Below are 24,032 nucleotides of genomic sequence, written 5' to 3'. Positions count from 1 at the left end.
TCTCCCTGCTCTATGCGGACGCGCGGGCCCGGGCCGCTTCGGCCCGACCGATGACCACGCGCATGATTTCGTTGGTTCCCTCGAGGATGCGGTGCACCCGCAGGTCACGGACGATCTTTTCCAACCCGTACTCGCGCAGGTACCCGTAACCGCCATGGAGCTGCAACGCCTGGTCGGCGACCTCGAAGCAACTGTCGGTGACGTAGCGTTTCGCCATCGCGCACAATTCCACCTTTTCGGGGTGGTTGTCGTCCAATGCCGTTGCGGCGCGCCACAACAGGGTGCGGGAGGTCTGCAGCGCGGTGGCCATGTCGGCGAGCGTGAACCGGATGGTGGGCTCGTCGAGTAATGACCCGCCGAAGGCCTCGCGGTCGGCGAGATAGTGCGCCGCCTTGTCATGGGCGGCCTGCGCACCGCCGAGGGAGCACGCGGCGATGTTGATCCGACCGCCGTTGAGCCCGTTCATCGCGATGGCGAAACCTGTGCCCTCACCGTCGGCGCCGCCGAGCATCGCGTCGGCCGGCACCCGAACACCTTCCAGGATCACCTGGGCGGTCGGCTGTGCGTTCCAGCCCATCTTCGCCTCGTCGGCACCGAAACTCAGCCCGGGCATGTCCTTTTCGACCAGGAACGTCGAAATCCCGCGCGGTCCGTCGTCACCGGTGCGGGCCATCACCACATACACATCCGACGACCCGGCCCCGGAGATGAACTGCTTGACGCCGTCGAGCACGTAGTCCTGACCGTCGCGCACCGCCCTGGTGCGCAGCGCCCCGGCGTCGGAGCCGGCGCCGGGTTCGGTCAGGCAGTAACTGGCGATCGCCTCCATCGACGCCAGCCGCGGCACCCAGGACTTGCGTTGCTCACCGGTGCCGAACGTGTCGACCATCCACGCGCACATGTTGTGGATCGACAGGAACGCCGCGACGCTGGGGTCGGCGGTGGCCAGATGTTCGAAGATCCGCACGGCGTCGAGCCGGCGCAACTCGCTACCGCCGACGTCGTCGCGGCAGTAGATCGCCGCCATGCCGAGTTCGGCGGCCTCACGCAACACGTCGGTGGGGAAGTGCTTGGTCTCATCCCACTCCAAAGCGTGTGGCGCGAGCCGCTTCTCGGCGAACGCGGCCGCCGTCTCGGCGATCACGCGCTCGTCGTCGTCGAACCCGAAGTAGTCCATCTACTTCATGGTGGGCAGGACGAACTCCGCGCCGTCCTTGATGCCCGACGGCCACCGCGAGGTGACGGTCTTGGTCTTGGTGTAGAACAGGATCGAGTGCGGCCCGTGCTGGTTGAGGTCGCCGAAGCCGGAGCGCTTCCAACCGCCGAAGGTGTGGTAGGCCACCGGCACCGGGATCGGCACGTTGACGCCGACCATGCCGACCTGCACACGCGACACGAAGTCGCGCGCGGCGTCACCGTCGCGGGTGAAGATCGCCACGCCGTTGCCGTATTCGTGTTCTGTCGGCAGCCGCAGTGCCTCTTCGTAATCGTGGGCGCGCACGATGCACAGCACCGGGCCGAAGATCTCGTCGCGGTAGATCGACATCTCCGGGGTCACGCGGTCGAACAGCGTGGGCCCGATGAAGTAGCCGCTTTCCAGGCTGTCGTCACCGAACTGCAGTTCGTCGCTGGTGCGTTCGCGTCCGTCGACCACGATCTCGGCCCCGGCGTCCACGCCCTGGGCGATGTAGTCGTGGACCCGCTGCAGCGCCGCCTCGGTGACCAACGGCCCGTAGTCGGCCTTCGGGTCCAGGCTGTGGCCGACCCGCAGGTTGTTGACCCGCTCGACGAGCCTGGCGCGCAACCGATCCGCGGTCTCCTCGCCGACCGGCACGGCGACGCTGATCGCCATGCAACGTTCGCCGGCGCTGCCGTAGCCCGCGCCGATCAAGGCGTCGACGGCCTGGTCCAGATCGGCGTCGGGCATCACGATCATGTGGTTCTTCGCACCGCCGAAGCATTGCGAACGCTTCCCGTTGGCGGCCGCGCCCGCGTAGATGTACTGCGCGATGTCGGAGCTGCCGACGAAGCCGACGGCCTCGATGGCGGGGTGCTCGAGGATGGCGTCGACGGCTTCCTTGTCGCCGTGCACCACCTGGAAGACTCCTGGCGGCAGGCCGGCCTCGAGGAACAGCTCGCCGAGCCGCAACGGCACTGACGGGTCACGCTCGGAAGGCTTGAGGATGAACGCGTTTCCGCACGCGAGCGCCGGGCCGGCCTTCCACAGCGGAATCATCGCGGGGAAGTTGAACGGGGTGATCCCGGCGACCACGCCCAGCGGCTGGCGCAGCGAGTACACGTCGATGCCGGGACCCGCGCCCTCGGTGTACTCACCCTTCATCAGATGCGGGATCCCGATGGAGAACTCGATGACCTCGATGCCGCGCTGCACGTCACCGCGGGAGTCGGCCAGCGTCTTGCCGTGTTCCAGTGACAGAAGCTCGGCCAACTCGTCGATGTGCTGGTTCACCAGGTCGATGAACTTCATCATCACCCGCGCGCGTCGTTGCGGGTTCCACGCCGCCCAATCCTTCTGGGCCGCCACGGCCCCGGCGACCGCGGCGTCGACGTCGGCGGCCGACGCCAGTGACACCTTGGCCTGCACTTGGCCGGTGCTCGGGTTCATCACGTCGGCGGTGCGCGTGGAGCCTCCGGTGGTGCGCTGCCCGTTGATGAGGTGGGGAATCTGCGTGGTCATGAGCGTGCCCTTCACTATTAGATACTTGGATATCCTAGTAATGGAGCGAGCGGCTTGGCAAGATCGGGGGCCTCGCCAATTTCAGTACCTGACCGCCGAACGTTGATTACCGCTCGACTTTTCGCGGATTCTTCGCGCGGTAATGAACGTTCGCGACGCCAAGTTCAGCGGGGTGACAATCGCGTCCCGGGGGTGAACCGGATGGGCAGGCTGCGCACGGCGTAGACGTCGCCGGCGTCGGCGAATCGCGCGACTTCACCGCATATCGAGTAGTCCGGCAGCCGGGTGAGAATCTCGGAGATCATCACCTGGAACATCACCCGGGCGAAGTTGGAGCCCAGGCAGCGGTGCGGCCCGACGCCGAAGGCCAGGTGGCGGTTCGGGCTGCGGTCGAAGTCCAACCGGGTCGGATCGTCGAACGCCTCGGGATCGCGGTTGGCGGCGGCCAGCATCAGCATCACCCGGTCGCCGGCACGCAGTTGCTGCCCCCTGAACTCGCAGTCCGTGGTGACCACCCGCGCTTCGCCCTGCACAGGGGTGTCGTGGCGCAAGAACTCCTCGGTGGCTCTCGGCAGAATCTCGGGCTCACGGATCAGTCGCGCACGCAGTTCGGGGTGTCGGTCCAGTTGGACCAGCGCGTTCCCGGTGAGCCCGCTGGTGGTGTCCATCCCGCCGAGCAACATCATGAACGCATAGCCGATGACCTGTTCGTCGCGTAGCGGTTCCCCGTTGACCAGGCCCTGCATGATCACGCTGAGCAGGTCATCGCCGAAGCCGTCGGTGCGACGCCGCTGCACTTCGGCGATGATGCTCGAATAGATGTTGGCGACGCCGGCCGCTGCTTTCTCGGTGTCCGACGAGCGGTCGTGCACCACGGCGTGGATCCAGTCCACCCAGTCGGCCCAGTGGGTGTCGTCGAAGCCGAGCAGGCGCAGGATCCAGATGGCCGGCAGTGGCGTGGTGAACTGACCGACGATGTCGGCCTGCCCGCCTTCGATGAACTCGTCGATCAGTTCGGTGGCCAACCGGCGGATGTCGGCTTCGGCGCGCTTGGCCGCTGTCGGCGAAAACCAGGGCAACGTGATCTTGCGGTATTCCTGCAACAGAGGCGGGTCGGTGTCGATGGGGACGAACGGGTCCGGTGTGCCCGCAGACGGAATCTGTTTCGCCGGTGCGGAACTAAACGTCTCGGTGTCCTGTTCGGCTGCGTAGATGTCGTCGTAGTTCACCAGCAGCCAGAAGCCACCCCATGCGTTGGAGTGGGCAACCGGGCAGCGCTGCCGTAACTGTTCGTAGATCTCGTAGTTGTGTTCGCGGAAGTGGGACGAGTGATGGTCCACGTCGATCGTCAGGTCGTCATGAGGGGCGGTGGTCGACACGTTCGAGGTTCCTCTCCGCGGTGGCAGCTCAGCGCGAATTTACACAAACAGACGCGTTTTGTGGTTGAAACCACAAAAGATCATTATTTGTGGTTGTCGGGCCGAACCTGCCGCTAAAGTGCGGATCATGAGCGTGGACGCGACCGGTCGGCGGGCACCGCCGTGGGGTGCGGACCTGCCCGGCAGCGAACAGCAGGCGCGCGACCGACTGCTCGACGCCGCCGAGGCCTGCTACGCCGACCTTGGGGTGCGGCGCACCCGGATGAGCGACGTCGCCAACCGCGCGGGCGTTCACCGCAGGACCGTGTACTCCTATTTCCCCACCAAGGACGCGGTGCTGGAGGCCTGCTTCATGCGCGCGGAGGCCGAAGCGATCGCGGCGAGTAGCCGCTGCTTCGACACCGACGAGCCCTTCATCGCACAGTTGACCAACGCGATGCTCACCGCGATCGAGTTCTGCCGGGCGTCACCGTCGATGCGGTTGCTCGCCGATGGTGACGATCACCGCGCGCTACGCATCGCAGAGCGGTCGGAGGCCTGGCGGGCACGGATGACCCAGGGGTTGGGTCGACGTCTGGGCGCGGCGGTCGCCGCCGGTGAAGTGCGCGACGACGTCCCCGTCGACACCTTGGCGCACTTGGTCACCAGATTCAGCTTCAGCCTGCTCGCCGAGCCCGGCCGGGAAGAGGACGGCGGCGACGAGGGGCTGCTGCGGGCGTTCCTGCCGCGGTGTCTGGCGCCCACCATCTGACGCCGAACGTGCATTACCGCTCGAAATTTCGCGGATTTTTCGAGCGGTAATGCACGTTCGCGCCCGGGGGGGCGGGGCGCAGCTCGCTGATGAACGCCCGGGTCTGCTCCCACGTCGGCAGCAGACCCGCGGCCTGGACCTCGGCCAGCGACGGGGCCGCGCGGTCGCGGTCGGACAGCACCAGACCCCCGTCGACGGCCGGCCACGAGATCCCCAGCGCGGGATCGAGCGGGTTGATGGCGTGCTCGCGCTCCGGGGCATACGGCGCAGAGCACAGATACATCACCGTCGAATCATCCTGCAGCGCAAGAAAAGCATGACCCAGCCCTTCGCTGAGGTAGACCGAGCGTCGGTCACGGTCGTCGAGGCGCACCGAATCCCACTGTCCGAAAGTCGGTGAGCCGACCCTGATGTCGACGACCACGTCGAGCACCTCACCATGCACGCAGGTCACGTACTTGGCCTGGCTGGGTGGCAGTTGCGCGAAATGCAGGCCGCGAAGCACACCGGCCTTCGAGACCGAGCAGTTGGCCTGGCGCAGGTCGAACCGGTGACCGGCCAGCGCGCTGAACTCGGCGTCGGTGAACCATTCGAAGAAGGCGCCCCGCGCGTCGCAGTGTACCTGCGGGGTGATCTCCCATGCGCCGGGGACGGTCAGTTCGCGAAAGCTCACTGACCGCGCTCCTGGTAGCCGGACTCGACACGCTCTTTCAAAGGGGCCCACCATGATTCATTGGTGCGATACCACTCGATGGTGGCCCGCAGGCCGTCCTCGAAGTCGGTGTGATCGGGGCGCCAGCCCAGCTCGTCATTCAGCGGTGACGGGTCGATGGCGTAGCGCAGATCGTGGCCGGCACGGTCCACCACATGGTCGAAGTCGTCGGGGTCGCGGTCCATCAGTCGCAGGATCGTACGCATCACCGAGAGGTTGTCGCGTTCGCCGTCCGCCCCGATCAGATACGTGCGGCCGATCTGACCGTCGATCAGGATGCGCCAGACCGCGCTGTTGTGGTCGTGGACGTGGATCCAGTCGCGCACGTTGGCACCGCTGCCGTACAGCTTGGGGCGTCGGCCGGTGAGCACATTGGTGATCTGACGCGGGATGAACTTCTCGACGTGTTGATACGGGCCGTAATTATTCGAGCAGTTCGAAATCGTCGCGCGCACACCGTAAGAGCGCACCCACGCGCGCACCATCATGTCGGCGGCGGCCTTTGTCGACGAGTACGGGCTCGACGGGTTGTAGGGGGTCGATTCGGTGAACCGCTGCGCGGTGCCCAGGTCCAGATCGCCGTACACCTCGTCGGTCGAGATGTGGTGCAGGCGCACGTCGTGGGTGCGCACCGCCTCGAGCACCGTGAAGGTGCCGATGACGTTGGAGCGCAGGAACGGTTCGGGTTCGGCCAACGCGTTGTCGACGTGAGTCTCGGCGGCGAAGTGCACGACGGCGTCGGCCTCCGCGACCAGCTTGCCGACGAGTTCGGCGTCGGTGACGTCGCCCTGCACCAGACGAATGTCGTCGGCGACGGGTGCCAGTGACTCCGTGCTGCCCGCGTAGGTCAGCGCGTCGAGAACGGTCACCTGGTGCTCGCGCACGGCAGTGTGCACGAAGTTGGCGCCGATGAACCCGGCGCCGCCGGTGACCAGCAAGCGCATGAGCATCGACCCTAGCGGACGATTTGCTTCAATCGCAGGTCGCGGCCGGTGGCGCTTCACCCGGCCACGACGGTGCGCGCCCGAGGTGCGCGAGCATCCGATCCAGCGCGGTGCCGCCGTCGGCGGGGGACACGGCGGCGGCGAACGGGGAGTTCTCGGCGGCACGGATGTCGCCGTCGGGAACCGCGAGGGCCAGAGGCAGCGCGGCGGACACCACGTCGTCGGGCAACTCGAATGCCGCGCCGAGACTGCGCGCGACGTCCCAGCCGTGCACGACGTAGTCGACGAAGTGAAATCCGATGGCCCATCGAGCCGGGAAAGCTTGCGTCAGGGCCGAATTCAGGCAGGGCGAAGGGGGAGTCGAGTACTCCGTCGCGGTCGAACGCCTCGAGGACGTCGGCGGCGGCAGCGGCATAGCTCCCCGCGGGATCGGCCAGCACCGCGTCCGCGACGGCGGCAACGTCCCATGCGGCGAGATCGGCGCCTTGGCTGCGGGCAGCGGCGGCGAACCCTCGGTGCTGGGCGGTCATGTGCGTGAGCAGGTCGGCCAGCGCCCAACCCGCGCAGGGTGTCGGCCGATCGAGATCGGCAGGTCCGACCGAATTGACCACGTCGACGGAGGCGAGCACTGCGGTGCGGTGAAGCGGGAGGATCGATAAATTAATATGCATCTGCTTATGGTAAGCTGATGCATATTATTAGTCAACGCCTAGTATCGCGTCATGGTGCGACGGTCGAGGCGGCACGATCTGGCGGCGATGATGGCGCCGCTGATGCGCGAATTGATGGCTGCAGAAGCGCCTGTACTCGAGCGACACGGGCTGTCGATGTGGGCGTACAGCGTGCTGGTTGCTCTGGACAGTTCGCCGATCCGCACACAGGCCGCACTCGCGGAGGCGATCGGCGCCGACAAGACCAGGATCATCCCGATCCTCGACGAACTGCAGGCCCGCGGATACATCGAGCGACGACCGGACCCGGAGGACCGCAGGGCACGGCTGCTCGAGATCACCGAACAGGGGCGCGCCATCAAAGAGGCGATACAGGAAGACATCCAGCGCGGCGAAGAGCGCTGGCTGCAGAAGCTTTCGCCTGACGAGCGTCGGGTGTTCCTCAGCGTGCTGCAGCGACTCGCCGGTTACGGCTGACCGATTCAGCCCCTCAGGCCGAGCGGGCCCGCAAGCTCCTCGAGCGTCGGCAGCAGGTTGTCCCACCCGCCGAGCACCTGGATCGTCACGTGGTCGGCGCCCGCGGCGATGTGCTCGTTGAGTTGGTGGGCGATGTCGTCGGGGGTGCCGTGGGCGACCACCGCGTCGATGAACCGGTCGCTGCCCGGCTTGGCGAGGTCCTCGTCGGTGAAACCCAGCCGCTTCCAGTTGTTGAGGTAGTTGGACAGGTTCAGGTAGAAATCGACGGCCTTGCGGCCGACTTCACGTGCGGAGTCGGCGTCCCTGGCCAACACCACCTTGTGTTCGGGAGCCAGAAATACCGTGGGCCCCAGGAGGTTTCGTGCCTCACCGGTGTGCTGGGGGGTGGTCAGGTACGGATGTGCCCCGGCGCTGCGCTGCGCCGACAGCTTGAGCACCTTGGGGCCCAGCGCGGCCAGCACCCGCCTGCTGGTCGGCACCTTCGCCGCGTCGAGCGCGTCGAGGTATTCGACGAGCACGTCGTATGGCTTGCGGTACTCCTCGGTGTGCTCGGGATGACCGATGCCGACGCCGAGCACGAACCGGCCCGGATAGGCGTTCTCGACGCGGTGGTAGGCCTCGGCGACCTGGTCGGCGGGCGCTGTCCACACGTTGACGATCCCGGTGGCGACCTGCAGCGTCTCGGTGGCCTCCAGAATCGGCTCGACGTAGTCGAGGTCTCCGGCCGGCGAACCGCCGATCCATACCGCGCCGTACCCGAGTTTCTCGATCTCGACGGCCTGCTCGGGCTTGACCACCCCGAACGTCCACACGCCGAAGCGGCCGAAGTCGGGCTTGAGCTCAGTCATGGGATCCCCTGTCGACAGGTCAGTGCAGGCCGAGCGGTCCGGCCAGTTCGGTCAGTGCTGATACCAGCTTGTCAGGTGAGGTGAGCACCTGCACAGGCACGTGGTCCGCGCCCGCGTCGAGGTGTTCTGCCAACCGGGCGGCGACGGCATCGGCGGTGCCGTAGGCGACCATCGCATCGACGAGGCGATCGCTGCCGGGCTTCGCGACGTCCTCGTCGGTGAAGCCGAGGCGTTTCCAGTTGCTCACGTAGTTCGTCAGGTTCAGGTAGATGTCGAGCGCCTTACGCCCGACGGTGCGGGCCCTGCCGGCGTCGGTGGTGAGCAAGGCCTTGTGTTCGGGCGCGAGAAACGCCTCGGCGCCGATCAGCTCGCGCGCCCCGGCGGTGTGCTCCGGCGTGGTCAGGTACGGATGTGCACCCGCCGAGCGGTTCGCGGCGAGCTTCAGCACACGCGGGCCCAGCGCGGCGACCACGCGCCGAGACGTCGGCACGCCGTACTCGTCGAGTTTGTCGAGATAGTCGCGCAGCGCGTCGTACGGCTTGGTGTACTGATTGTGCGCCTCGGGGTGGCCGACACCGATCCCGAGCACGAAGCGCCCCGGATAGGCCCGCTCGATGCGGTGGTAGGACTCGCTGACACGGCCGGGGGCCGCCGTCCAGATGTTGACGATGCCGGTGGCCAGCTTCAGATTTGTCGTCGGCTCCAAAAGCGGTTCCACCCAAGACAATTCGGCCGCAGGCGAGCCGCCCGCCCAGATCGCCCCGTAGCCGAGGTCTTCGATCGCCCTGAGTTCTTCGGGAGTCAACCGCTGCCACTGCGAGTGATGTCCGAACACGCCGTAGGAACCGAAGTCGGGTTTTGCCATGGTGATGCCAACCTCCCTGTAGCCGCTATTCCTGCGGGGTCGGGGCGACCACCGGCAGCAGGACGGTGAACCGGGTGTCGCCGGGCTGCGACTGAACCTGGATGTCGCCGTGGTGCTTTTCGACCACCACGCGACGCACCAGGTCCAACCCCAGCCCGGTGCCCTTGTCGATCGGTTTGGTGGTGAAGAACGGGGTGAAGATGCGGTCGATGTTCTCCTCGGAGATGCCCGGTCCGTCGTCGCAGATCTCGATGCGGATCATGTCCTCGTTCTTTCGCGACGTCCGGATCGTCAGCGTGCCCTGGTAGTTCATCGCCTGGATCGCATTGTCGATGATGATGTCCCACACGTCGTTCAAACCCCGCGGGTAGCAGGCGATCGGCGGGAGCGACTTGTCCCATTCCTTCACCAGCTTGACGGGCTTGTCGTTGCCGATCTTGTCGCCGTACAACGTTTTCAGCGTGCTGTACAACAATTCGTGGACGTCGGAGACCTGATACTCGGCGCGATCCATCTGCGAGTACTGCTTGGCGCCGGCGAGCAGACCCGAGATCCGCTTGCTGGCGTCGGCGATCTCGTTCATGCGAAGTTCGGTGTCGATGGCGTACTTCAGCCAGCCGATCGCGCTCTGCAGCGTGGCCGAGCTTTCCACGGCGTCGACCGAGGCTTCCAGTCGCTGCAGCCAGTCGACGTCCAGGCCGGCCTCGACGAACGTCGGCGCGTAATCCCAGGCGCTGGCGATGCCGTGGGCCTCGAGCCAATCGCCGATGTGTTCCTCGCGGTCGGAGGTCTCCAACGCGGTCAGTTCCATCGCCTTGGACTTGGCGACCTGCTCGGCGACCTCGTCCTGCATGCTCACCAGCACCCGCATCGCCTCGGGGGCGAATCGTCCGTCGGCCAGCATCGCCAACTTGTGTCGCATCTTGCCGACGCCCTCGCGCAGGTCGGCCACCGCCCGTGCGGCGGCCGCCGCCGGGTTGTTGAGCTGATGGGTGAGGCCGGCGGTGATGGTGCCGAGCGCCAGCAACTTCTCCCGCTGTCCGAGGATCTCGCGCTGCCGGCGCCCGCCGACCCGGTGACCTTCGAGCAGGTGCACGGCCATCGGGAACTCGGTCTGCATGAACGTGGCGAACGCGTCGGCGTCGAGCACGAAGAACCGCGACGGCCGCGTCACCCGCACCGATGCCTCGTAGACGTGCTCCTCGGCGGGCACGTATGCCGACCACGCGCCGCAGTACACCCCCCGCTGGGAGGTGCGCGACGTCTGGATGTCCACCCCGCCCGAGCGTTTGGACATCACCAGTTCGCCGTCGAGAAGCACGTAGAAACAGGTGGCCGGGTCGCCCTCGGTGCAGATCGGACCGGGTTCGAAGACGGCGACGCGGCCGTTGTCGCACAACACCTGCAACTGACGGTCGTCGAGCGCCTCGAACAGGAACAGTGTCCGCAGTTCGTCGGGAAGGCATCTGGTCTCTGAGTCGCCCATGGTGTCTCCTACCCTTCGGCCAGATACCGGTGCACCAGCATCACGGCCATCGACCCTTCGCCGACGGCGGCCGCCACCCGTTTGGCCGACTCGGAGCGCACGTCTCCTGCAACAAACACGCCGGGCACACTTGTTTCCAGATGGTGCGGCGGACGGTCCAGCGTCCAGCCGGCGACCTTGGTCACGTCGGGACCGGACAGGATGAACCCGTGGTCGTCCTTGGCGACGACGTCCAACCAGTCGGTGCGTGGTTCGGCGCCGATGAAGCAGCACATCCGGTCGCAGTCGACGCGATCGTTCTCGCCGGTCGTGCGGTCGATCAGGATGAGTTGGGACAGGTGGCCGTCCTCGCCGACGGTGTCGTGAACCTCGGTGCAGGTGCGGACGAAGATCTTCGGATTGTTCTCGATCCGTTCGACGAGGTAGTGCGACATCGAGGCCGCCAGCGACGGCCCGCGGACCAGCAGCGTCACCGATTTCGCCGTCTCGGACATGAAAATCGCCGCCTGCCCGGCCGAGTTGGCGCCCCCGACGATGTAGACGTGCTCGTTCTCGCACTCGGCGGCCTCCGACACCGATGCGCCGTAATAGACGCCGCGGCCCACATAGCTGCAGGCGCCGTCGGTGGGGTCGTCCCAGCAACCGGGTACGCCGCGCAACTGGCGATAGTCGACGCCGGTGGCCAGGATGACCGCTTGGGCGGCAATGGATTCCCCGCCGTCGAACTCGATGGTGCGAGCCGATCCGCTGTCGTCGGCATGCAATCGCACCGCCCTGCGCGTAGTGATGACCTCGGCGCCGAAGCGCTCGGCCTGCAGTCGCGCCGACGTGGTGAGTTCGGCACCCGATATTCCGGTCGGGAAGCCGAGGTAATTCTCGATCTTCGAACTGCGGCCCGCCTGGCCGCCGGTGGTGGCCTCTTCGATCAGGACCGTCTTGAGCCCCTCCGACGCGCCGTACACCGCGGCCGCCAGCCCGGCCGGGCCCCCGCCGATCACCGCGAGGTCGTACAGATCCAGCGCCGGGTTGGTCGACAGGCCCAGCATCGCCGCCAGCTCCGCATCGCTGGGCTGGGTGAGCGTCTCGCCCTGTTCGGTGATGACCACCGGCAGGTGGAACTCGTCGATTCCCGCGGCGTCGAGCAGTTGTCTGCCCTTCGGGTCGTCGGTGGTGAACGGGCGGAACGAGTGTTGATTGCGTGCGAGGAACTGCCGCACCTCCCAGGTGCGCTCGTTGTAGCGATGCCCGATGACCTTGGTATGCGGGATGGCCCGGTCGCCCGTCTCGCGCCAGGCCTCGATCAGCGCATCCAGCACGGGGTAGAGCTTCTCTTCGGGCGGGTCCCACGGCTTGAGCAGATAGTGGTCCAGGTCGACGACGTTGATGGCGTCGATGGCCGCGTGGGTGTCGGCGTAGGCGGTCAGCAGTACCCGGCGGGCCATCGGGAAGATGTCCATCGCCTCTTCGAGGAACTCGATGCCGCTCATCTGCGGCATCCGGTAGTCGGCGACGAACACCGCGACGGTTTCGCCGCGCAGCTTGAGCTGGTTCAGCGTCTCCAACGCGTCGGGGCCGCTTTCGGCGCGCACCACGCGGAACCCGTCGCCGTAGTGTCTGCGCAGGTCACGCGCGACGGCGCGGGATACGGCGGGATCGTCATCGACGGTGAGGAGTACGGGCTTGCGGGCGGTGGGGCCGGTCATCGTGAACAAGTATGCGCCCGACGCCGCACGGATACCGCCCAACCGTCAGGCTCCCTCGGCTGAGCAGCGGGTTCGCCGATTTTGGGGAGGGCCGCACAGCGGGTAGTATTGACCAACGGCGCGGCTGGCGCGCCGGCTCTTGCGTGCCCATCCTCGGAATTTCCGACCATCGGCAAACGTTCTGTAGTCGGCAGAAGCTGCGCCGACGGCGCCAACATTAGGAACGACGGAGGATATGGCCAAAAAAGACGGTGCCATCGAGGTCGAGGGTCGCGTGGTCGAACCCCTGCCCAATGCGATGTTCCGCATTGAGCTGGAGAACGGGCACAAGGTTCTCGCCCACATCAGCGGCAAGATGCGGCAGCACTACATCCGCATCCTGCCCGAGGACCGCGTTGTGGTGGAGTTGTCTCCCTACGACCTGACTCGGGGCCGCATCGTTTACCGGTACAAGTAGCCCATCAAGAACTGACAGACAAAGGATCTAATCAGCCGTGAAGGTGAACCCGAGCGTCAAGCCCATTTGCGATAAGTGCAGGGTGATCCGCCGGCATGGGCGGGTCATGGTGATCTGCTCCGATCCGCGTCACAAGCAGAGGCAAGGCTAGACCGCCTCACCCGCGTCACAACTGAATGACGAAATCCCAGTACCACTGAACGGATACGCCGTTCAGCCACGTCCGGCTCGGAGGCCGGACCCCGAAAGGGAACGGACCGGGACCAGACCTCCGCAGAGAAGAAGGAACACCGCCTGATGGCACGTCTCGTGGGCGTGGACCTCCCGCGCGATAAGCGCATGGAGGTCGCGTTGACCTACATCTACGGCATCGGCCGTACCCGCTCCAACGAAATACTGGCCGCGACCGGTATCTCCAAGGACCAGCGCACCAAGGACCTCACCGACGATCAGCTGACCCAGCTGCGCGACTACATCGAGGGCAACCTCAAGGTGGAGGGTGATCTGCGCCGCGAGGTGCAGGCCGACATTCGCCGCAAGATCGAGATCGGCTGCTACCAGGGTCTGCGGCACCGCCGTGGCCTGCCGGTGCGCGGCCAGCGAACCAAGACCAACGCGCGCACCCGTAAGGGTCCGAAGCGCACCATCGCCGGCAAGAAGAAGGCCAGGTAAGCATGCCGCAAGCAAAGAAGTCAGCTTCTTCGACTGCGAAGAAGGGCCAAAAGACCCGTCGCCGGGAAAAGAAGAACGTCCCGCACGGTGCCGCTCACATCAAGAGCACGTTCAACAACACGATCGTGACGATCACCGATCCGCAGGGCAATGTCATCGCCTGGGCGTCGTCGGGCCACGTCGGCTTCAAGGGCTCGCGCAAGTCGACGCCGTTCGCCGCGCAGCTGGCCGCCGAGAACGCCGCGCGCAAGGCGCAGGAGCACGGCGTGCGCAAGGTCGACGTGTTCGTCAAGGGCCCGGGTTCGGGCCGCGAGACCGCTATCCGGTCGCTGCAGGCCGCCGGCCTCGAGGTCGGCGCCATCGCCGACGTCACGCCGCAGCCGCACAACGGCTGCCGTCCGCCCAAGCGGCGCAGGGTCTAGGGCTGGACTAGGGAGGATCTGACTAATGGCTCGTTACACCGGACCGGCTACCCGCAAGTCACGCCGCCTGGGCGTCGACCTCGTCGGCGGGGATCAGTCGTTCGAAAAGCGTCCCTACCCGCCCGGCCAGCACGGTCGCGCGCGGATCAAGGAAAGCGAATACCGCCTGCAGCTGCAGGAGAAGCAGAAGGCCCGCTTCTCCTACGGCGTGATGGAGAAGCAGTTCCGTCGCTACTACGACGAAGCGGTGCGTCAGCCCGGTAAGACCGGTGACAACCTGCTGCGCATCCTGGAAAGCCGGCTCGACAACGTCGTGTACCGCGCAGGCCTGGCCCGGACCCGCCGGATGGCGCGTCAGCTGGTCAGCCACGGCCACTTCCTGGTCAACGGTGTCAAGGTCGACATCCCCAGCTACCGGGTGTCGCAGTACGACATCATCGACGTCAAGGAGAAGTCGCTGAACACGTTGCCGTTCCAGATCGCGCGGGAGAGCGCGGGCGACCGGCCGATCCCGTCGTGGCTGCAGGTCATCGGCGAACGTCAGCGCATTCTGGTGCATCAGTTGCCGGAACGCGCGCAGATCGACGTGCCGCTCGCCGAGCAGCTGATCGTCGAGCTGTACTCGAAGTAAGAGACTTCTGCGGCGCAACCGACCGCAGAAACCCAACCGGCATCAAATAGCGGGTGCCGAGAAGGAGATAGAGAAACACCATGCTGATCTCTCAGCGACCCACACTGGCCGAAGAGGTCATTTCCGAGAACCGGTCACAGTTCGTCATCGAGCCGTTGGAGCCCGGTTTCGGTTACACCCTCGGGAATTCGCTTCGGCGCACCCTGCTGTCGTCGATCCCCGGCGCAGCGGTCACCAGCATCCGCATCGACGGCGTGCTGCACGAGTTCACCACTGTGCCCGGCGTCAAGGAAGACGTCACCGACATCATCTTGAACCTCAAGGGTCTGGTCGTGTCGTCCGAAGAGGACGAGCCGGTCACCATGTATCTACGCAAGCAGGGCCCCGGTGAGGTCACCGCGGGTGACATCGTGCCGCCTGCCGGTGTGACGGTGCACAACCCGGACATGCACATCGCGACCCTGAACGACAAGGGCAAGCTCGAGGTCGAACTCGTCGTCGAGCGTGGCCGCGGCTACGTGCCCGCCGTGCAGAACAAGGCCTCGGGCGCCGAAATCGGTCGTATCCCGGTCGATTCCATCTACAGCCCGGTGCTCAAGGTCACCTACAAGGTGGAGGCGACTCGCGTCGAGCAGCGCACCGACTTCGACAAGTTGATCCTCGACGTGGAGACCAAGAACTCGATCAGCCCGCGCGACGCACTGGCGTCGGCCGGTAAGACGCTGGTCGAACTGTTCGGTCTGGCACGCGAACTCAACGTGGAGGCCGAGGGTATCGAGATCGGACCCTCGCCCGCCGAGGCCGATCACATCGCCAGCTTCGCGCTGCCGATCGACGACCTGGACCTCACCGTGCGGTCGTACAACTGCCTCAAGCGTGAAGGCGTGCACACGGTGGGTGAACTGGTCGCCCGCACCGAGTCCGATCTGCTCGACATCCGCAACTTCGGTCAGAAGTCGATCGACGAGGTGAAGATCAAGCTGCACCAGCTCGGCCTGTCGCTCAAGGACAGCCCGGCCTCGTTCGATCCGTCCGAGGTCGCCGGTTATGACGCGGCCACGGGCACCTGGAACAGCGACGCCGGCTACGAACTGGATGACAACCAGGACTACGCCGAAACCGAACAGCTCTAGTCGTCACGTAGGTAATAGGAGTTCGCAATGCCCAAGCCCACCAAGGGCCCTCGCCTCGGCGGGTCGTCCTCGCACCAGAAGGCGCTTCTGGCCAACCTGGCCACGTCGCTCTTCGAGCACGGCCGCATCAAGACGACCGAGCCCAAGGCGCGGGCGTTGCGGCCCTATGCGGAGAAGCTCATCACCCACGCCAAGAAGGGCACGCTGCACAACCGGCGTGAGGTGCTGAAGAAGATCCGCGACAAGGACGTGGTGCACACGCTGTTCGCCGAGATCGGCCCGTTCTTCGCCGACCGCAACGGCGGTTACACCCGCATCATCAAGGTCGAGCCGCGCAAGGGCGACAACGCCCCGATGGCGGTCATCGAGCTGGTGCGGGAGAAGACGGTGACCTCGGAGGCCAACCGCGCTCGCCGGGCGGCGGCATCGCAGGCAGCGGGCGCCAAGCCGGCCGAACAACCGGTCGCGGCGGCTGCCGTGCCGCAGGCGGCCGTGGAGCCTGAGGCGACGGAGGGCCCGACGGACGAGGCCGTCGAGACCGATCAGGCCGACCAGACCGACGAAGCCGTCGAGACCGACGCGAAGGCTGACGCTGAGGCCGACGACGACAAGTCCTGACGACGTGAACGGACCCGCCATCGATTCCGGTGGCGGGTTCGTTCGTCTTCGGCTCGACATCGCCTACGACGGCACCGACTTCGCGGGCTGGGCCCTACAGGCGGGACAGCGCACCGTGGCCGGTGTGCTCGACGAAGCGCTTTCGACGGTCTTTCGCGTACCGGTCACACTGCGGGCCGCCGGCCGTACCGACACCGGTGTGCACGCCACCGGTCAGGTCGCGCACCTCGATGTCCCGGCCCAGATGCTGTCGAAGGCCTACCCGCGCACCGTGCGTCCCGACGAGCCGGAGTTTCGTCCGCTGGTGCGCCGGCTCGCGCGGCTGTTGCCGACCGACGTGCGAGTGCTCGACATCGTCCGGGCCGCACCGGGTTTCGACGCCCGGTTCTCGGCGTTGCGCCGCCACTACGTCTATCGCCTGTCGACGGCCCCGTACGGGGTCGAACCGCAGGAGGCGCGCTTCGTCACCCCGTGGCCGCGTCCACTGGATGTGGAGGCGATGTCGGCCGCATCGCGGAACCTGCTGGGGCTGCACGACTTCGCGGCGTTCTGCCGCCACCGCGAGGGGGCTACCACGATCCGCGAACTGCAGCGGCTGGACTGGTCCCGCGACGGTCACCGGGTGAGCGCCGCGGTCACCGCCGATGCGTTCTGCTGGTCGATGGTGCGGTCACTGGTCGGGGCGCTGCTGGCCGTCGGGGAACATCGGCGCGAACCCGGCTGGTGCGCCACCCTGTTGGCGGCGACTCGTCGATCGAGCGACTTCGCCGCCGCGCCGGCACAGGGCCTGACCCTTGTCGCCGTGGACTATCCGCCCGACGAGGAACTCGAAGCTCGCACCCGGGTCACCCGCGATCTGCGGAGGTGAGTCAGATGCGGCCCACGATGAAGTCCGCTGCCTGATTGACCATCCCGGCGTTGATATATGCCCGCGCAGCGTGGTCGGGCCAGTTGCCTTCCCACGTTTCGGGGTCGGCCGGGCTGCAGATCGGATCGGCGCCGTGGCACAGCTCGATGGTGCGCTCGCTGTAGAGCGGGTTGAAGTTGGTGATCGGTCCGACCCAGGCGATGCCGTTGCCGAACAGCGCGACGGCCGCGATGTGGTGGTCCATGCCCGGCGGCAGCGGCTTTTTGAAGCCGAGCGCCGCGATGGGTGCGGCCAGCACGACGTCGGTCACCGCGGCGCCCAGCGAGTAGCCCCCCAGAACCAGCCGGGTGTCGGGGCATCGGGCGGCCATGTCCTGGATGCGCGAGCTCATGTCGTTGGCGCCGATGTCGACCTCGTAGTCCGCGGGGTAGTTGACGGCGTAGAGGTTGATGTTCTTGTCGGTCTTGCTGCGCAGCGCGCTGATGAGGGCGTTGCCGATCACGCCGGCGCCGGCGGACTCGGTACGGCCGCGGGCGAAGATGAGCTCGGCCTGCGGGCAGGACTGGGCATGCGCGGACGGAGCCGAAACAGTCGTGGTACTGGGGGCAACCAGCAAGGTACCCGCGACGAGCGCGACGACCACAGCGGCGAAGATATGACGGCGGATCACTGAACCGATGTTAGCGGAACAGATTGACGCCTCCGTAGTTAAGCGGTGAAAGTTGCGTTACCGCCGCGCACGCCGCCCAACCGCTCAGACCAGGCCCGCCACGAAGTTCGCCGCGTGGTTGGCGAGGCCGGTCTGCACGTAGTCGCTGTGCGCGAACGGATTACGGCCGCGTGAGCAGATCGGGTCGCCGTCGCGGCACAGGTCGATCGCGCGGCCGCCGAACATCGGGGCCGAGGTGATGGGATTGCCGAACTTGGCTGCGGGATTTCCGAACACGGCGACGGCCGCGATGTTCGGCGTTACGCCGGCAGGCAGCCTGGGCCCCATCGCGCCGATGCGGTTGCCCAGCGGCGGGATCCCGGCGAGCATGTCGACGACCGCCGCGCCCTGCGAGAACCCGCCGAGCACGATCCTGCTCGACGGACACGACTGCACGAAATTCACCATGTAGGCGGCGGCGTCGGAGGCGCCGTCGGCCGCCAGACCGAAGTCGTAGCTGGCCGGATAGTTCACCCCGTAGGACGCGACGCTGCGCGGGGCGATCTGCGGGCGCAACGCGTCGACGAGCGCCTGACCGACCCGGCCGATACCCGGGGGTTCCCCGGTACCGCGGGCGAACACCACGTTCACATCCGGGCAGTCCTGTGCCGAGGCGATCGCGAGGCTGCCCACGGGCCGCGCCGACATCGCCGGAGCGACGACGCCTGCGAGGGCCGTGAGCGTGACAACTGCGGCGGTGACGAGGCGGCGGCGAAGTCGGTGGGGGCTCACAACTGCACGATGATAGGCCAGTGCCCGCACAACCTGGTCACACCAGTCGCGCGACGAAGTTCGCGGCCTGCTGCACCAGCCCCGCGCTGATGTAGTCGTTGTGCGCAAATGGGTTTCTGCCGCGTGAGCAGATCGGATCGCCGTCCTTGCACAGATCGATGGCCCGGCCGGCGAACACCGAACTGGTGATCGGGTTGCTGAACTTGGCGGCGGGGTTTCCGAACACCGCCACGGCCGCGATATTGGGCAGCAGGCTGGCGGGCAGTGGCGGCGCCGACCCGATGCTGCCGATCTTGTTGCCGAGCGGCGGAACGCCGGCGAGCATGTCCATCACCGCCGCGCCCTGTGAGTACCCGCCGAGCACGAGCCTGGTGCTCGGGCACTGCTCGGCCATCGTCGCTATGCGGTTGGCCGCATCGTTGGCACCGTCGGCCGCGGCCAGGAAGTCGTAGGAGGCGGGGTAGTTCACCGCGTACGAGGTGACACTGCGGCCGCCGACCAGGCCGCGCAGCGCACCGACGAAGGCCTGGCCGTTGGTGCCCAGCCCCGGTGTGTCGTCGGTTCCGCGGGCGAAGATCACCTCGATGTCCGGGCACGACGAGTCCGGGGTGGTCAGTACGGGTGCCGGCGCTCCGGGCATTCCGGGCAGCGGAGTGTTGGCGGACCCTGGTTGCGGACCTGGCGCCGACCCGGCCGAGTGACCCGGTTCGGGTCCGGGGGCGGGGCCCGGGGCGGGTCCGAATTGGGCATCGGCGAGGGGGGCGGGCGCACCGGCGAGCACGGCGACCGTCGAGACGACGGCCGCCGCCAGGGCCCATACACGCGGCAAAGTCACCCGGCCATACTCACATACCGCGCGGTCAAGGGCCTAGCAGTTTGCTCGGGTGGAGGCCTTGCCCTCCACGGGCCCGTCGGGCCACGTGGCCTCCGCGACGGCCTCGGAGCGGTCGCCCGCGCGTGCCAAGGCCAGCCCCAGCAGCACGACGACGCCGCCGACGGCCTGGGGCGCGCTGATGGCCTCACCGACCAGCATCCAGGCGGCCAGCACCGCGAACATCACCTCCGACAGGCCGACCAGCGAGGCGAACCGGGGCCGCAGCCGGACGATGCCCATGATCCCGAGCGTGTAGGCGACGGCGGTGGCGATCACACCGAGCGCGATGACCGGCACCACCCAGGAGGTGCTGTGGCCCGCGACAACGGTGTCGTCGGTGGTGAACGTCATCGGCATCACGCCGCTGGCCCCGAGCAGCGCCACCGCGACCGCGCCGACGATCAGGCCGGCCGCGGCCAGCGTCACCGGGTGCACCTGCTCGCCGTTGCCGGCGTCGTCGACATTTGCCGACATCACGAAGTAGCACGCCGCGCAGACCGCGGCCGCCAATCCCCAGCCGACACCGACCACGTTGATGTGGGCGCCGGAGAACACGTCGAGCACCAACGTCATCCCGGCGATGGCCAGGACGACTCCGGTGAGCGTCAGCCCGCTCGGCCCGCGCCTGGTGCCCGCCCACACCCAGCCCACCACGAGGATCGGCGCGGTGTACTCGAGCAGCAGCGCGACACCGACCGACAGGTGTGCCACGGCGTTGTAGTAACACAGTTGCGCGCCCGCGATCGGGATCACCCCGTAGAGGGCGACGGTCTTCGCATGTCGCAGCGCTTCGCGGTACCAATCGGGTTTGACGACGGTCGCGAAGACCGCCATCACCAGCGCGCCGCCACCCAGCCGGGCCAGCACCGCGGCCGTCGGCGTCCACCCCGCCTCCATCAGTGACTTGGCGAACGGCCCCGAACAGCCGAAGGCGAAGGCCGAGACCAGGGCGAGCAGCAGGCCGGACCGGAACCTCTCGACGGTCGCGGGCTCGTTCCGACGGATCGCGCCCACGGGCCACCCCCCGATTGTGTAATGAGTAAAATCGACTTTGGTAATGACCCTAGCGGCGGAAGGCGTCATGAGTCAAATGCTTTTCAGTCATGACACCGAGCTCACGCTGCGGGCCACGTGCGTGCTGGTCAACAGTGACCGTGAGGGCGGCGATCAGCTGGCCGACCTGCCCGCGCTGGACGGCTATCTGGACGGGTTCGGCTGGACGGGCCGGCGCGACCACGATGGGGCCGAACTGGAGTCGGTGCACCGGCTGCGGAGCCGGCTGCGCAAGATCTTCCACGCCGCCGGTGACGAGGAACGTGCGGTGGGCCAGGTGAACGCCTTGTTGCGCGACACCGAGGCGAGCCCGTGGCTGACCCGGCACCCGGAGATGCCAGAGTGGCATTTGCACCTCGCGTCGGCCGACGACCCGCTGTGGCAGCGGATGGGCGCGGAGATGGCGATGGCGCTGGCCGATCTGATCCGCGCCGGGGAGTTGCGCCGGCTGAAGATCTGCGCCGCGCCGGACTGCGATGCGGTGCTGGTGGATCTGTCGCGCAACAGATCGGGCAAGTTCTGCGACACCGGCAACTGCGGTAACCGTCAGCATGTGGCCGCGTATCGGAAGCGCCGCGTGCGTGAGCAGCGAAAAACGGTGACCTGACGTACCCTGCCCGGCCGTTAGGCTGGCTGCGGGGGAGGGATGGCTCGGCAACCGACGACGCGACTGCAGGTCAGCGGATACCGCTTTCTGCTGCGGCGCATGGAACACGCGCTGGTGCGCGGTGATGCCCGCATGCTCGACGATCCGCTTCGCGCGCAAACGCTTTCACTGATTGCCGGTGGTGTGCTGGCCGCCATCGTCGTCGCGGTCTGCGCGGTGCTCGCGGTGATGCAACCTCGCGCGACGGTCGGCACCGAGCCGATCGTCGTGGTACGCGAAACGGGCGCGTTGTATGTGCGCATCGGCGAAACCGTGCACCCTGTACTCAATCTCGCGTCGGCCCGGTTGATCGCGGGTGTGACGGGCCAACCCAGCCCGGTCAGCGCGTCGGCGCTCGACGGCGTCAGACGCGGTCCGCTGGTCGGCATTCCGGGCGCACCCGATGCTGTCGGCCGAATCCTGACCGCTGAGGAGGCCGCGTGGACGGTCTGCGACGACGCGGCGGGAACCACCACGGTGTCCGCGGGCCCGACGGTGCTTCGGCCGGATCCCGGCCGAAGCGTGTTGGTCACGGTGCGAGGCGAAAGCGCCGCGACGACCTATCTGGTGTTCGACGGCAGGCGGGCCAGGGTGGATCTGCGCAATCACGCCGTCGCGCGGGCACTTCGGCTGGACGGTGTCGCGCCGCGCCCGGTGTCGCGCACCCTGCTCGACGCGATCCCGGAGGCGCGCGAGATCACCGAAGTCTCGGTTCCGCGCGTGGGGGAACCGTCGATGCTGCGTGGCCTCGCCGTCGGCACTGTCGCGAGGGTGATCCGCGCCGAGGCCCCCGAGTACTACGTCGTGCTCGCACACGGTGTGCAGCGGATCGGCGAGGTGGCGGCCGACCTCATCAGGTTCTCCCATCCCGGGGGACGGCGCGAGATCGTCACCGTCACGCCCGGCGTCCTCGGGTCGGCCCCGGACGTGAACGACCTTCCCGTCGCACAGTTTCCCGACCGCGCGCGCCCGACTGAGGCGCCGGTGCTGTGCACACAGTGGACACCGTCGGGGACCGACCCGAAAACCACGGTGTCGACCGGAAAGTCATTGCCATGGGACGGCGAGTCGCTGAGATTGGCGCAGGCCGACGGCCCGGGTCCCCAGGTCGACGACGTCCACCTGCCGCCCGGAAGTAGCGCCTACGTGCGGGCGGCGGGCTTGGCCGGCGAGGGCGCGAGCAGCGCGAGCCGATATCTGGTCACCGACGCCGGAGTGGTGTTCGGGATCCGCGACGAGCAGACCGCCGAGCGACTCGGGCTGACCGAGGCGCCGATCTCCGCGCCGTGGCCGGTGGTGGCGCGGTTGCCTCGAGGCCAGGAGCTCAGCGTCGAGGCCGCCTCAGTCGTGCGCGACAGCGTCGGAGCGCCGTCGTAGCCGGTTCGCCGAGGACGCGGCGGCCACCAGTCCGACCGACAGCGCGACAGACGCCGCGGCCAACCCGATGGACAGTCGACCGGAGTGGCGTTCGGCCTGCGGGGCGGCCGGAGCCGCCGAGACCGGTTGACGGTGCTGTACCGGTGGCCGTGCGGGACCTCCGGTCACCGCCGCGAGTGCATCGACGACTCCGTGGCCGACGACGGGGTCCCAGCCCGCCGCGGGAGCCAGCGCGGTGTCCTCGATGCGCGCCATCACCTGTCGCGCGGTCAACTCGGGTGAGTGGGCGCGCAGCAGCGCCACGACGCCCGAGACGACCGGCGCCGAATAGCTTGTCCCCGAAATCGGCATGGGGCCTGCGGGTGTCGGCAACGAGTCGATGAGTCCTTCGCCGTCGGGATCCAGCGACACGACGTCCTCGCCGGGTGCGGCAACGTCAACCCACGGTCCGGCCAGGCTGAACTGTGACGGCCTGCCGTCGTGGTCGACGGACCCGACGGTCAGCACGTACTCGTCGTACCAGGCCGGGCTGACGACGACGTTGACGTCGGTCCAGTTCGGTACGCCCGGCCGCGCGGGATTCTGGTCGGGACATTGGCCCTGTCCACCGACATTGCCCGCCGCCGTCACCACGACGACGTTCTTGACGTCGACCGCATAGGACAGCGCCGCGCCCAGCGTCCGATCGTTCAGCACGGCGTCGGCGGGCAGGCACGCCACCGACGACACGTTGATCACCGTTGCGCCCAGGTCGGCCGCGGTGCGAACGGCCATCGCAAGCGTCTCGACGTCACCGTACCCGAAACCGGAGACGTCGTCGGCCGCCCTGAACCTGGTGCTCGACTGCCGGATCCCGACAATGGTCGCATCGGGCGCGACACCGCTGAACACACCGGATTCGGGTGCCGCGCCGATGATCCCGGCGACCACGGTGCCGTGACCGTCGCAGTCCTCGGTGCCGTCGCCGGTCGACACGTAGTCGCCGCCGGCCACCAGATGCGGCAGCAGCCGGTGCGGCGCCACCCCGGTGTCGATCACCGCGACGGTCTGGCCCCCGCCCCTGGTGAGCCGCCAGATCTGCGGCAGTCCGGCCACGACGGGGCGAACATCATCGGGGGCGCGGTCGCTGGTGGTGATGCAGTCCTGGTGCTGTTCGGTGCGCGTCGGCGGCGCGGGCGGTGCGGCCCGCGGAGTCAGTGAGTCGTCGACGGGAGGTGGGGATATGGCGGCCGCGACAGCGGGGGTGCCCAGTGCCGAGGCGACGAGGGCCGCGCTCAGGTACCGCGTCACCCGCATGGCCGGCGTG

Annotated in this window: 26 protein-coding genes and 1 pseudogene; 12 read left to right on the top strand and 15 right to left on the bottom strand. The window is 67.5% G+C overall.

Translation table 11 applies throughout. The annotated features are described in order from the left end of the window. Positions 1-10: 10 nt before the first annotated feature. The 3 genes from ABQE89_RS13530 to ABQE89_RS13520 form a co-directional block, all read right to left on the bottom strand. Positions 11-1,177 carry an acyl-CoA dehydrogenase family protein gene (locus ABQE89_RS13530; RefSeq protein WP_448417287.1) on the bottom strand — a complete coding sequence of 389 codons (1,167 nt, stop codon included), beginning with the start codon at positions 1,175-1,177 and terminating at the stop codon, positions 11-13. Beyond that, entirely contained in the window at positions 1,178-2,698 is a 1,521-nt protein-coding gene (locus ABQE89_RS13525) for a CoA-acylating methylmalonate-semialdehyde dehydrogenase (RefSeq protein ID WP_448417285.1), read from the bottom strand. A 164-nt stretch (positions 2,699-2,862) separates the two neighbouring features. Beyond that, the gene (locus ABQE89_RS13520; protein ID WP_448417283.1) at positions 2,863-4,077 is read right to left on the bottom strand and encodes a cytochrome P450; all 1,215 of its coding nucleotides are present in this window, start codon (positions 4,075-4,077) and stop codon (positions 2,863-2,865) included. A gap of 127 nt (positions 4,078-4,204) precedes the next feature. Here ABQE89_RS13520 and ABQE89_RS13515 point away from each other — a divergent pair, with 127 nt between their 5' ends. Next, entirely contained in the window at positions 4,205-4,828 is a 624-nt protein-coding gene (locus ABQE89_RS13515; protein WP_448417281.1) for a TetR/AcrR family transcriptional regulator, read from the top strand. 13 nt (positions 4,829-4,841) lie between these two features. Here ABQE89_RS13515 and rfbC read toward each other — a convergent pair whose 3' ends face one another. From rfbC to ABQE89_RS13500, 3 genes and pseudogenes are all read right to left on the bottom strand, one after another. Next, a complete protein-coding gene (gene rfbC, locus ABQE89_RS13510; protein ID WP_448417279.1) occupies positions 4,842-5,501 on the bottom strand; it encodes a dTDP-4-dehydrorhamnose 3,5-epimerase in 660 nt (219 codons plus the stop codon). Beyond that, complete coding sequence (rfbB, locus tag ABQE89_RS13505; RefSeq protein WP_448417277.1) at positions 5,498-6,484, bottom strand: dTDP-glucose 4,6-dehydratase; 987 nt, start codon at positions 6,482-6,484, stop codon at positions 5,498-5,500. The genes rfbC and rfbB overlap by 4 nt, the downstream gene beginning before the upstream one ends. Positions 6,485-6,512: 28 nt before the next feature. After that, a pseudogene (locus ABQE89_RS13500) lies at positions 6,513-7,155 on the bottom strand (TIGR03086 family metal-binding protein). A gap of 51 nt (positions 7,156-7,206) precedes the next feature. Here ABQE89_RS13500 and ABQE89_RS13495 point away from each other — a divergent pair. After that, complete coding sequence (locus ABQE89_RS13495) at positions 7,207-7,632, top strand: MarR family winged helix-turn-helix transcriptional regulator (protein ID WP_448417275.1); 426 nt, start codon at positions 7,207-7,209, stop codon at positions 7,630-7,632. A 5-nt stretch (positions 7,633-7,637) separates the two neighbouring features. Here ABQE89_RS13495 and ABQE89_RS13490 read toward each other — a convergent pair whose 3' ends face one another. The 4 genes from ABQE89_RS13490 to ABQE89_RS13475 are packed head-to-tail and all read right to left on the bottom strand — an operon-like array spanning position 7,638 to position 12,534. Next, complete coding sequence (locus tag ABQE89_RS13490) at positions 7,638-8,480, bottom strand: LLM class F420-dependent oxidoreductase (protein WP_448417273.1); 843 nt, start codon at positions 8,478-8,480, stop codon at positions 7,638-7,640. 19 nt (positions 8,481-8,499) lie between these two features. Then, positions 8,500-9,345, bottom strand: a complete 846-nt coding sequence (locus ABQE89_RS13485; RefSeq protein ID WP_448417271.1) for an LLM class F420-dependent oxidoreductase — start codon at positions 9,343-9,345, stop codon at positions 8,500-8,502. A 25-nt stretch (positions 9,346-9,370) separates the two neighbouring features. Next, positions 9,371-10,831 carry a sensor histidine kinase gene (locus tag ABQE89_RS13480; protein WP_448417269.1) on the bottom strand — a complete coding sequence of 487 codons (1,461 nt, stop codon included), beginning with the start codon at positions 10,829-10,831 and terminating at the stop codon, positions 9,371-9,373. Between the two features lie 8 nt (positions 10,832-10,839). Next, entirely contained in the window at positions 10,840-12,534 is a 1,695-nt protein-coding gene (locus ABQE89_RS13475; RefSeq protein ID WP_448417267.1) for an NAD(P)/FAD-dependent oxidoreductase, read from the bottom strand. 235 nt (positions 12,535-12,769) lie between these two features. Between ABQE89_RS13475 and infA the strand changes: the two genes are divergently transcribed. The 8 genes from infA (at position 12,770) to truA (ending at position 17,335) form a co-directional block, all read left to right on the top strand. Next, positions 12,770-12,991: a translation initiation factor IF-1 gene (gene infA, locus ABQE89_RS13470; RefSeq protein ID WP_005140011.1), complete on the top strand. Its 222-nt coding sequence runs from the start codon at positions 12,770-12,772 to the stop codon at positions 12,989-12,991. A 37-nt stretch (positions 12,992-13,028) separates the two neighbouring features. After that, positions 13,029-13,142, top strand: coding sequence for a 50S ribosomal protein L36 (rpmJ, locus tag ABQE89_RS13465; protein ID WP_003879483.1), 114 nt, complete (start codon positions 13,029-13,031; stop codon positions 13,140-13,142). Positions 13,143-13,288: 146 nt separating this feature from the next. After that, positions 13,289-13,663 (top strand): 30S ribosomal protein S13, encoded by a 375-nt coding sequence (rpsM, locus tag ABQE89_RS13460; RefSeq protein WP_448392849.1) that lies wholly within the window; start codon positions 13,289-13,291, stop codon positions 13,661-13,663. 2 nt (positions 13,664-13,665) lie between these two features. Next, positions 13,666-14,085, top strand: a complete 420-nt coding sequence (gene rpsK, locus ABQE89_RS13455; protein ID WP_448417263.1) for a 30S ribosomal protein S11 — start codon at positions 13,666-13,668, stop codon at positions 14,083-14,085. A 25-nt stretch (positions 14,086-14,110) separates the two neighbouring features. Continuing rightward, complete coding sequence (rpsD, locus tag ABQE89_RS13450) at positions 14,111-14,716, top strand: 30S ribosomal protein S4 (RefSeq protein WP_448417261.1); 606 nt, start codon at positions 14,111-14,113, stop codon at positions 14,714-14,716. A gap of 80 nt (positions 14,717-14,796) precedes the next feature. Then, positions 14,797-15,849 (top strand): DNA-directed RNA polymerase subunit alpha, encoded by a 1,053-nt coding sequence (locus tag ABQE89_RS13445; protein ID WP_448417259.1) that lies wholly within the window; start codon positions 14,797-14,799, stop codon positions 15,847-15,849. A gap of 27 nt (positions 15,850-15,876) precedes the next feature. Continuing rightward, complete coding sequence (rplQ, locus tag ABQE89_RS13440) at positions 15,877-16,467, top strand: 50S ribosomal protein L17 (RefSeq protein ID WP_448417257.1); 591 nt, start codon at positions 15,877-15,879, stop codon at positions 16,465-16,467. Positions 16,468-16,471: 4 nt separating this feature from the next. Then, entirely contained in the window at positions 16,472-17,335 is an 864-nt protein-coding gene (truA, locus tag ABQE89_RS13435; RefSeq protein WP_448417255.1) for a tRNA pseudouridine(38-40) synthase TruA, read from the top strand. A 1-nt stretch (position 17,336) separates the two neighbouring features. On the opposite strand, the gene ABQE89_RS13430 is transcribed toward truA, so the two are convergent. From ABQE89_RS13430 to ABQE89_RS13415, 4 genes are all read right to left on the bottom strand, one after another. Beyond that, positions 17,337-18,005: a cutinase family protein gene (locus ABQE89_RS13430; protein WP_448417253.1), complete on the bottom strand. Its 669-nt coding sequence runs from the start codon at positions 18,003-18,005 to the stop codon at positions 17,337-17,339. 84 nt (positions 18,006-18,089) lie between these two features. Next, a complete protein-coding gene (locus ABQE89_RS13425) occupies positions 18,090-18,776 on the bottom strand; it encodes a cutinase family protein (RefSeq protein WP_448417251.1) in 687 nt (228 codons plus the stop codon). Between the two features lie 37 nt (positions 18,777-18,813). Further along, the gene (locus tag ABQE89_RS13420; protein ID WP_448417603.1) at positions 18,814-19,605 is read right to left on the bottom strand and encodes a cutinase family protein; all 792 of its coding nucleotides are present in this window, start codon (positions 19,603-19,605) and stop codon (positions 18,814-18,816) included. Between the two features lie 39 nt (positions 19,606-19,644). After that, positions 19,645-20,664 carry an EamA family transporter gene (locus ABQE89_RS13415; RefSeq protein WP_448417249.1) on the bottom strand — a complete coding sequence of 340 codons (1,020 nt, stop codon included), beginning with the start codon at positions 20,662-20,664 and terminating at the stop codon, positions 19,645-19,647. A gap of 76 nt (positions 20,665-20,740) precedes the next feature. Between ABQE89_RS13415 and ABQE89_RS13410 the strand changes: the two genes are divergently transcribed. Further along, positions 20,741-21,310: a CGNR zinc finger domain-containing protein gene (locus tag ABQE89_RS13410; RefSeq protein ID WP_448417601.1), complete on the top strand. Its 570-nt coding sequence runs from the start codon at positions 20,741-20,743 to the stop codon at positions 21,308-21,310. Between the two features lie 39 nt (positions 21,311-21,349). Then, positions 21,350-22,726 carry a type VII secretion protein EccB gene (eccB, locus tag ABQE89_RS13405; protein ID WP_448417247.1) on the top strand — a complete coding sequence of 459 codons (1,377 nt, stop codon included), beginning with the start codon at positions 21,350-21,352 and terminating at the stop codon, positions 22,724-22,726. Here eccB and mycP read toward each other — a convergent pair. Further along, positions 22,691-24,022: a type VII secretion-associated serine protease mycosin gene (gene mycP, locus ABQE89_RS13400; protein ID WP_448417599.1), complete on the bottom strand. Its 1,332-nt coding sequence runs from the start codon at positions 24,020-24,022 to the stop codon at positions 22,691-22,693. The genes eccB and mycP overlap by 36 nt on opposite strands. Between the last annotated feature and the right edge of the window lie 10 nt (positions 24,023-24,032).

This window comes from Mycolicibacterium sp. XJ1819, from assembly GCF_053483675.1.
This window is presented reverse-complemented; position numbering and strand designations above follow the sequence as displayed.

Coding starts and splice junctions, on each gene's coding strand:
- ABQE89_RS13525 (WP_448417285.1), bottom strand. CDS start 2,698: ATGACCACGCAGATTCCCCACCTCATCAACGGGCAGCGCACCACCGGA.
- ABQE89_RS13515 (WP_448417281.1), top strand. CDS start 4,205: ATGAGCGTGGACGCGACCGGTCGGCGGGCACCGCCGTGGGGTGCGGAC.
- eccB (WP_448417247.1), top strand. CDS start 21,350: ATGGCTCGGCAACCGACGACGCGACTGCAGGTCAGCGGATACCGCTTT.
- ABQE89_RS13490 (WP_448417273.1), bottom strand. CDS start 8,480: ATGACTGAGCTCAAGCCCGACTTCGGCCGCTTCGGCGTGTGGACGTTC.
- ABQE89_RS13495 (WP_448417275.1), top strand. CDS start 7,207: ATGGTGCGACGGTCGAGGCGGCACGATCTGGCGGCGATGATGGCGCCG.
- rfbB (WP_448417277.1), bottom strand. CDS start 6,484: ATGCGCTTGCTGGTCACCGGCGGCGCCGGGTTCATCGGCGCCAACTTC.
- rpsD (WP_448417261.1), top strand. CDS start 14,111: ATGGCTCGTTACACCGGACCGGCTACCCGCAAGTCACGCCGCCTGGGC.
- rpsM (WP_448392849.1), top strand. CDS start 13,289: ATGGCACGTCTCGTGGGCGTGGACCTCCCGCGCGATAAGCGCATGGAG.
- ABQE89_RS13480 (WP_448417269.1), bottom strand. CDS start 10,831: ATGGGCGACTCAGAGACCAGATGCCTTCCCGACGAACTGCGGACACTG.
- mycP (WP_448417599.1), bottom strand. CDS start 24,022: ATGCGGGTGACGCGGTACCTGAGCGCGGCCCTCGTCGCCTCGGCACTG.
- infA (WP_005140011.1), top strand. CDS start 12,770: ATGGCCAAAAAAGACGGTGCCATCGAGGTCGAGGGTCGCGTGGTCGAA.
- rplQ (WP_448417257.1), top strand. CDS start 15,877: ATGCCCAAGCCCACCAAGGGCCCTCGCCTCGGCGGGTCGTCCTCGCAC.
- ABQE89_RS13445 (WP_448417259.1), top strand. CDS start 14,797: ATGCTGATCTCTCAGCGACCCACACTGGCCGAAGAGGTCATTTCCGAG.
- ABQE89_RS13475 (WP_448417267.1), bottom strand. CDS start 12,534: ATGACCGGCCCCACCGCCCGCAAGCCCGTACTCCTCACCGTCGATGAC.
- ABQE89_RS13410 (WP_448417601.1), top strand. CDS start 20,741: ATGCTTTTCAGTCATGACACCGAGCTCACGCTGCGGGCCACGTGCGTG.
- rpsK (WP_448417263.1), top strand. CDS start 13,666: ATGCCGCAAGCAAAGAAGTCAGCTTCTTCGACTGCGAAGAAGGGCCAA.
- ABQE89_RS13485 (WP_448417271.1), bottom strand. CDS start 9,345: ATGGCAAAACCCGACTTCGGTTCCTACGGCGTGTTCGGACATCACTCG.
- ABQE89_RS13530 (WP_448417287.1), bottom strand. CDS start 1,177: ATGGACTACTTCGGGTTCGACGACGACGAGCGCGTGATCGCCGAGACG.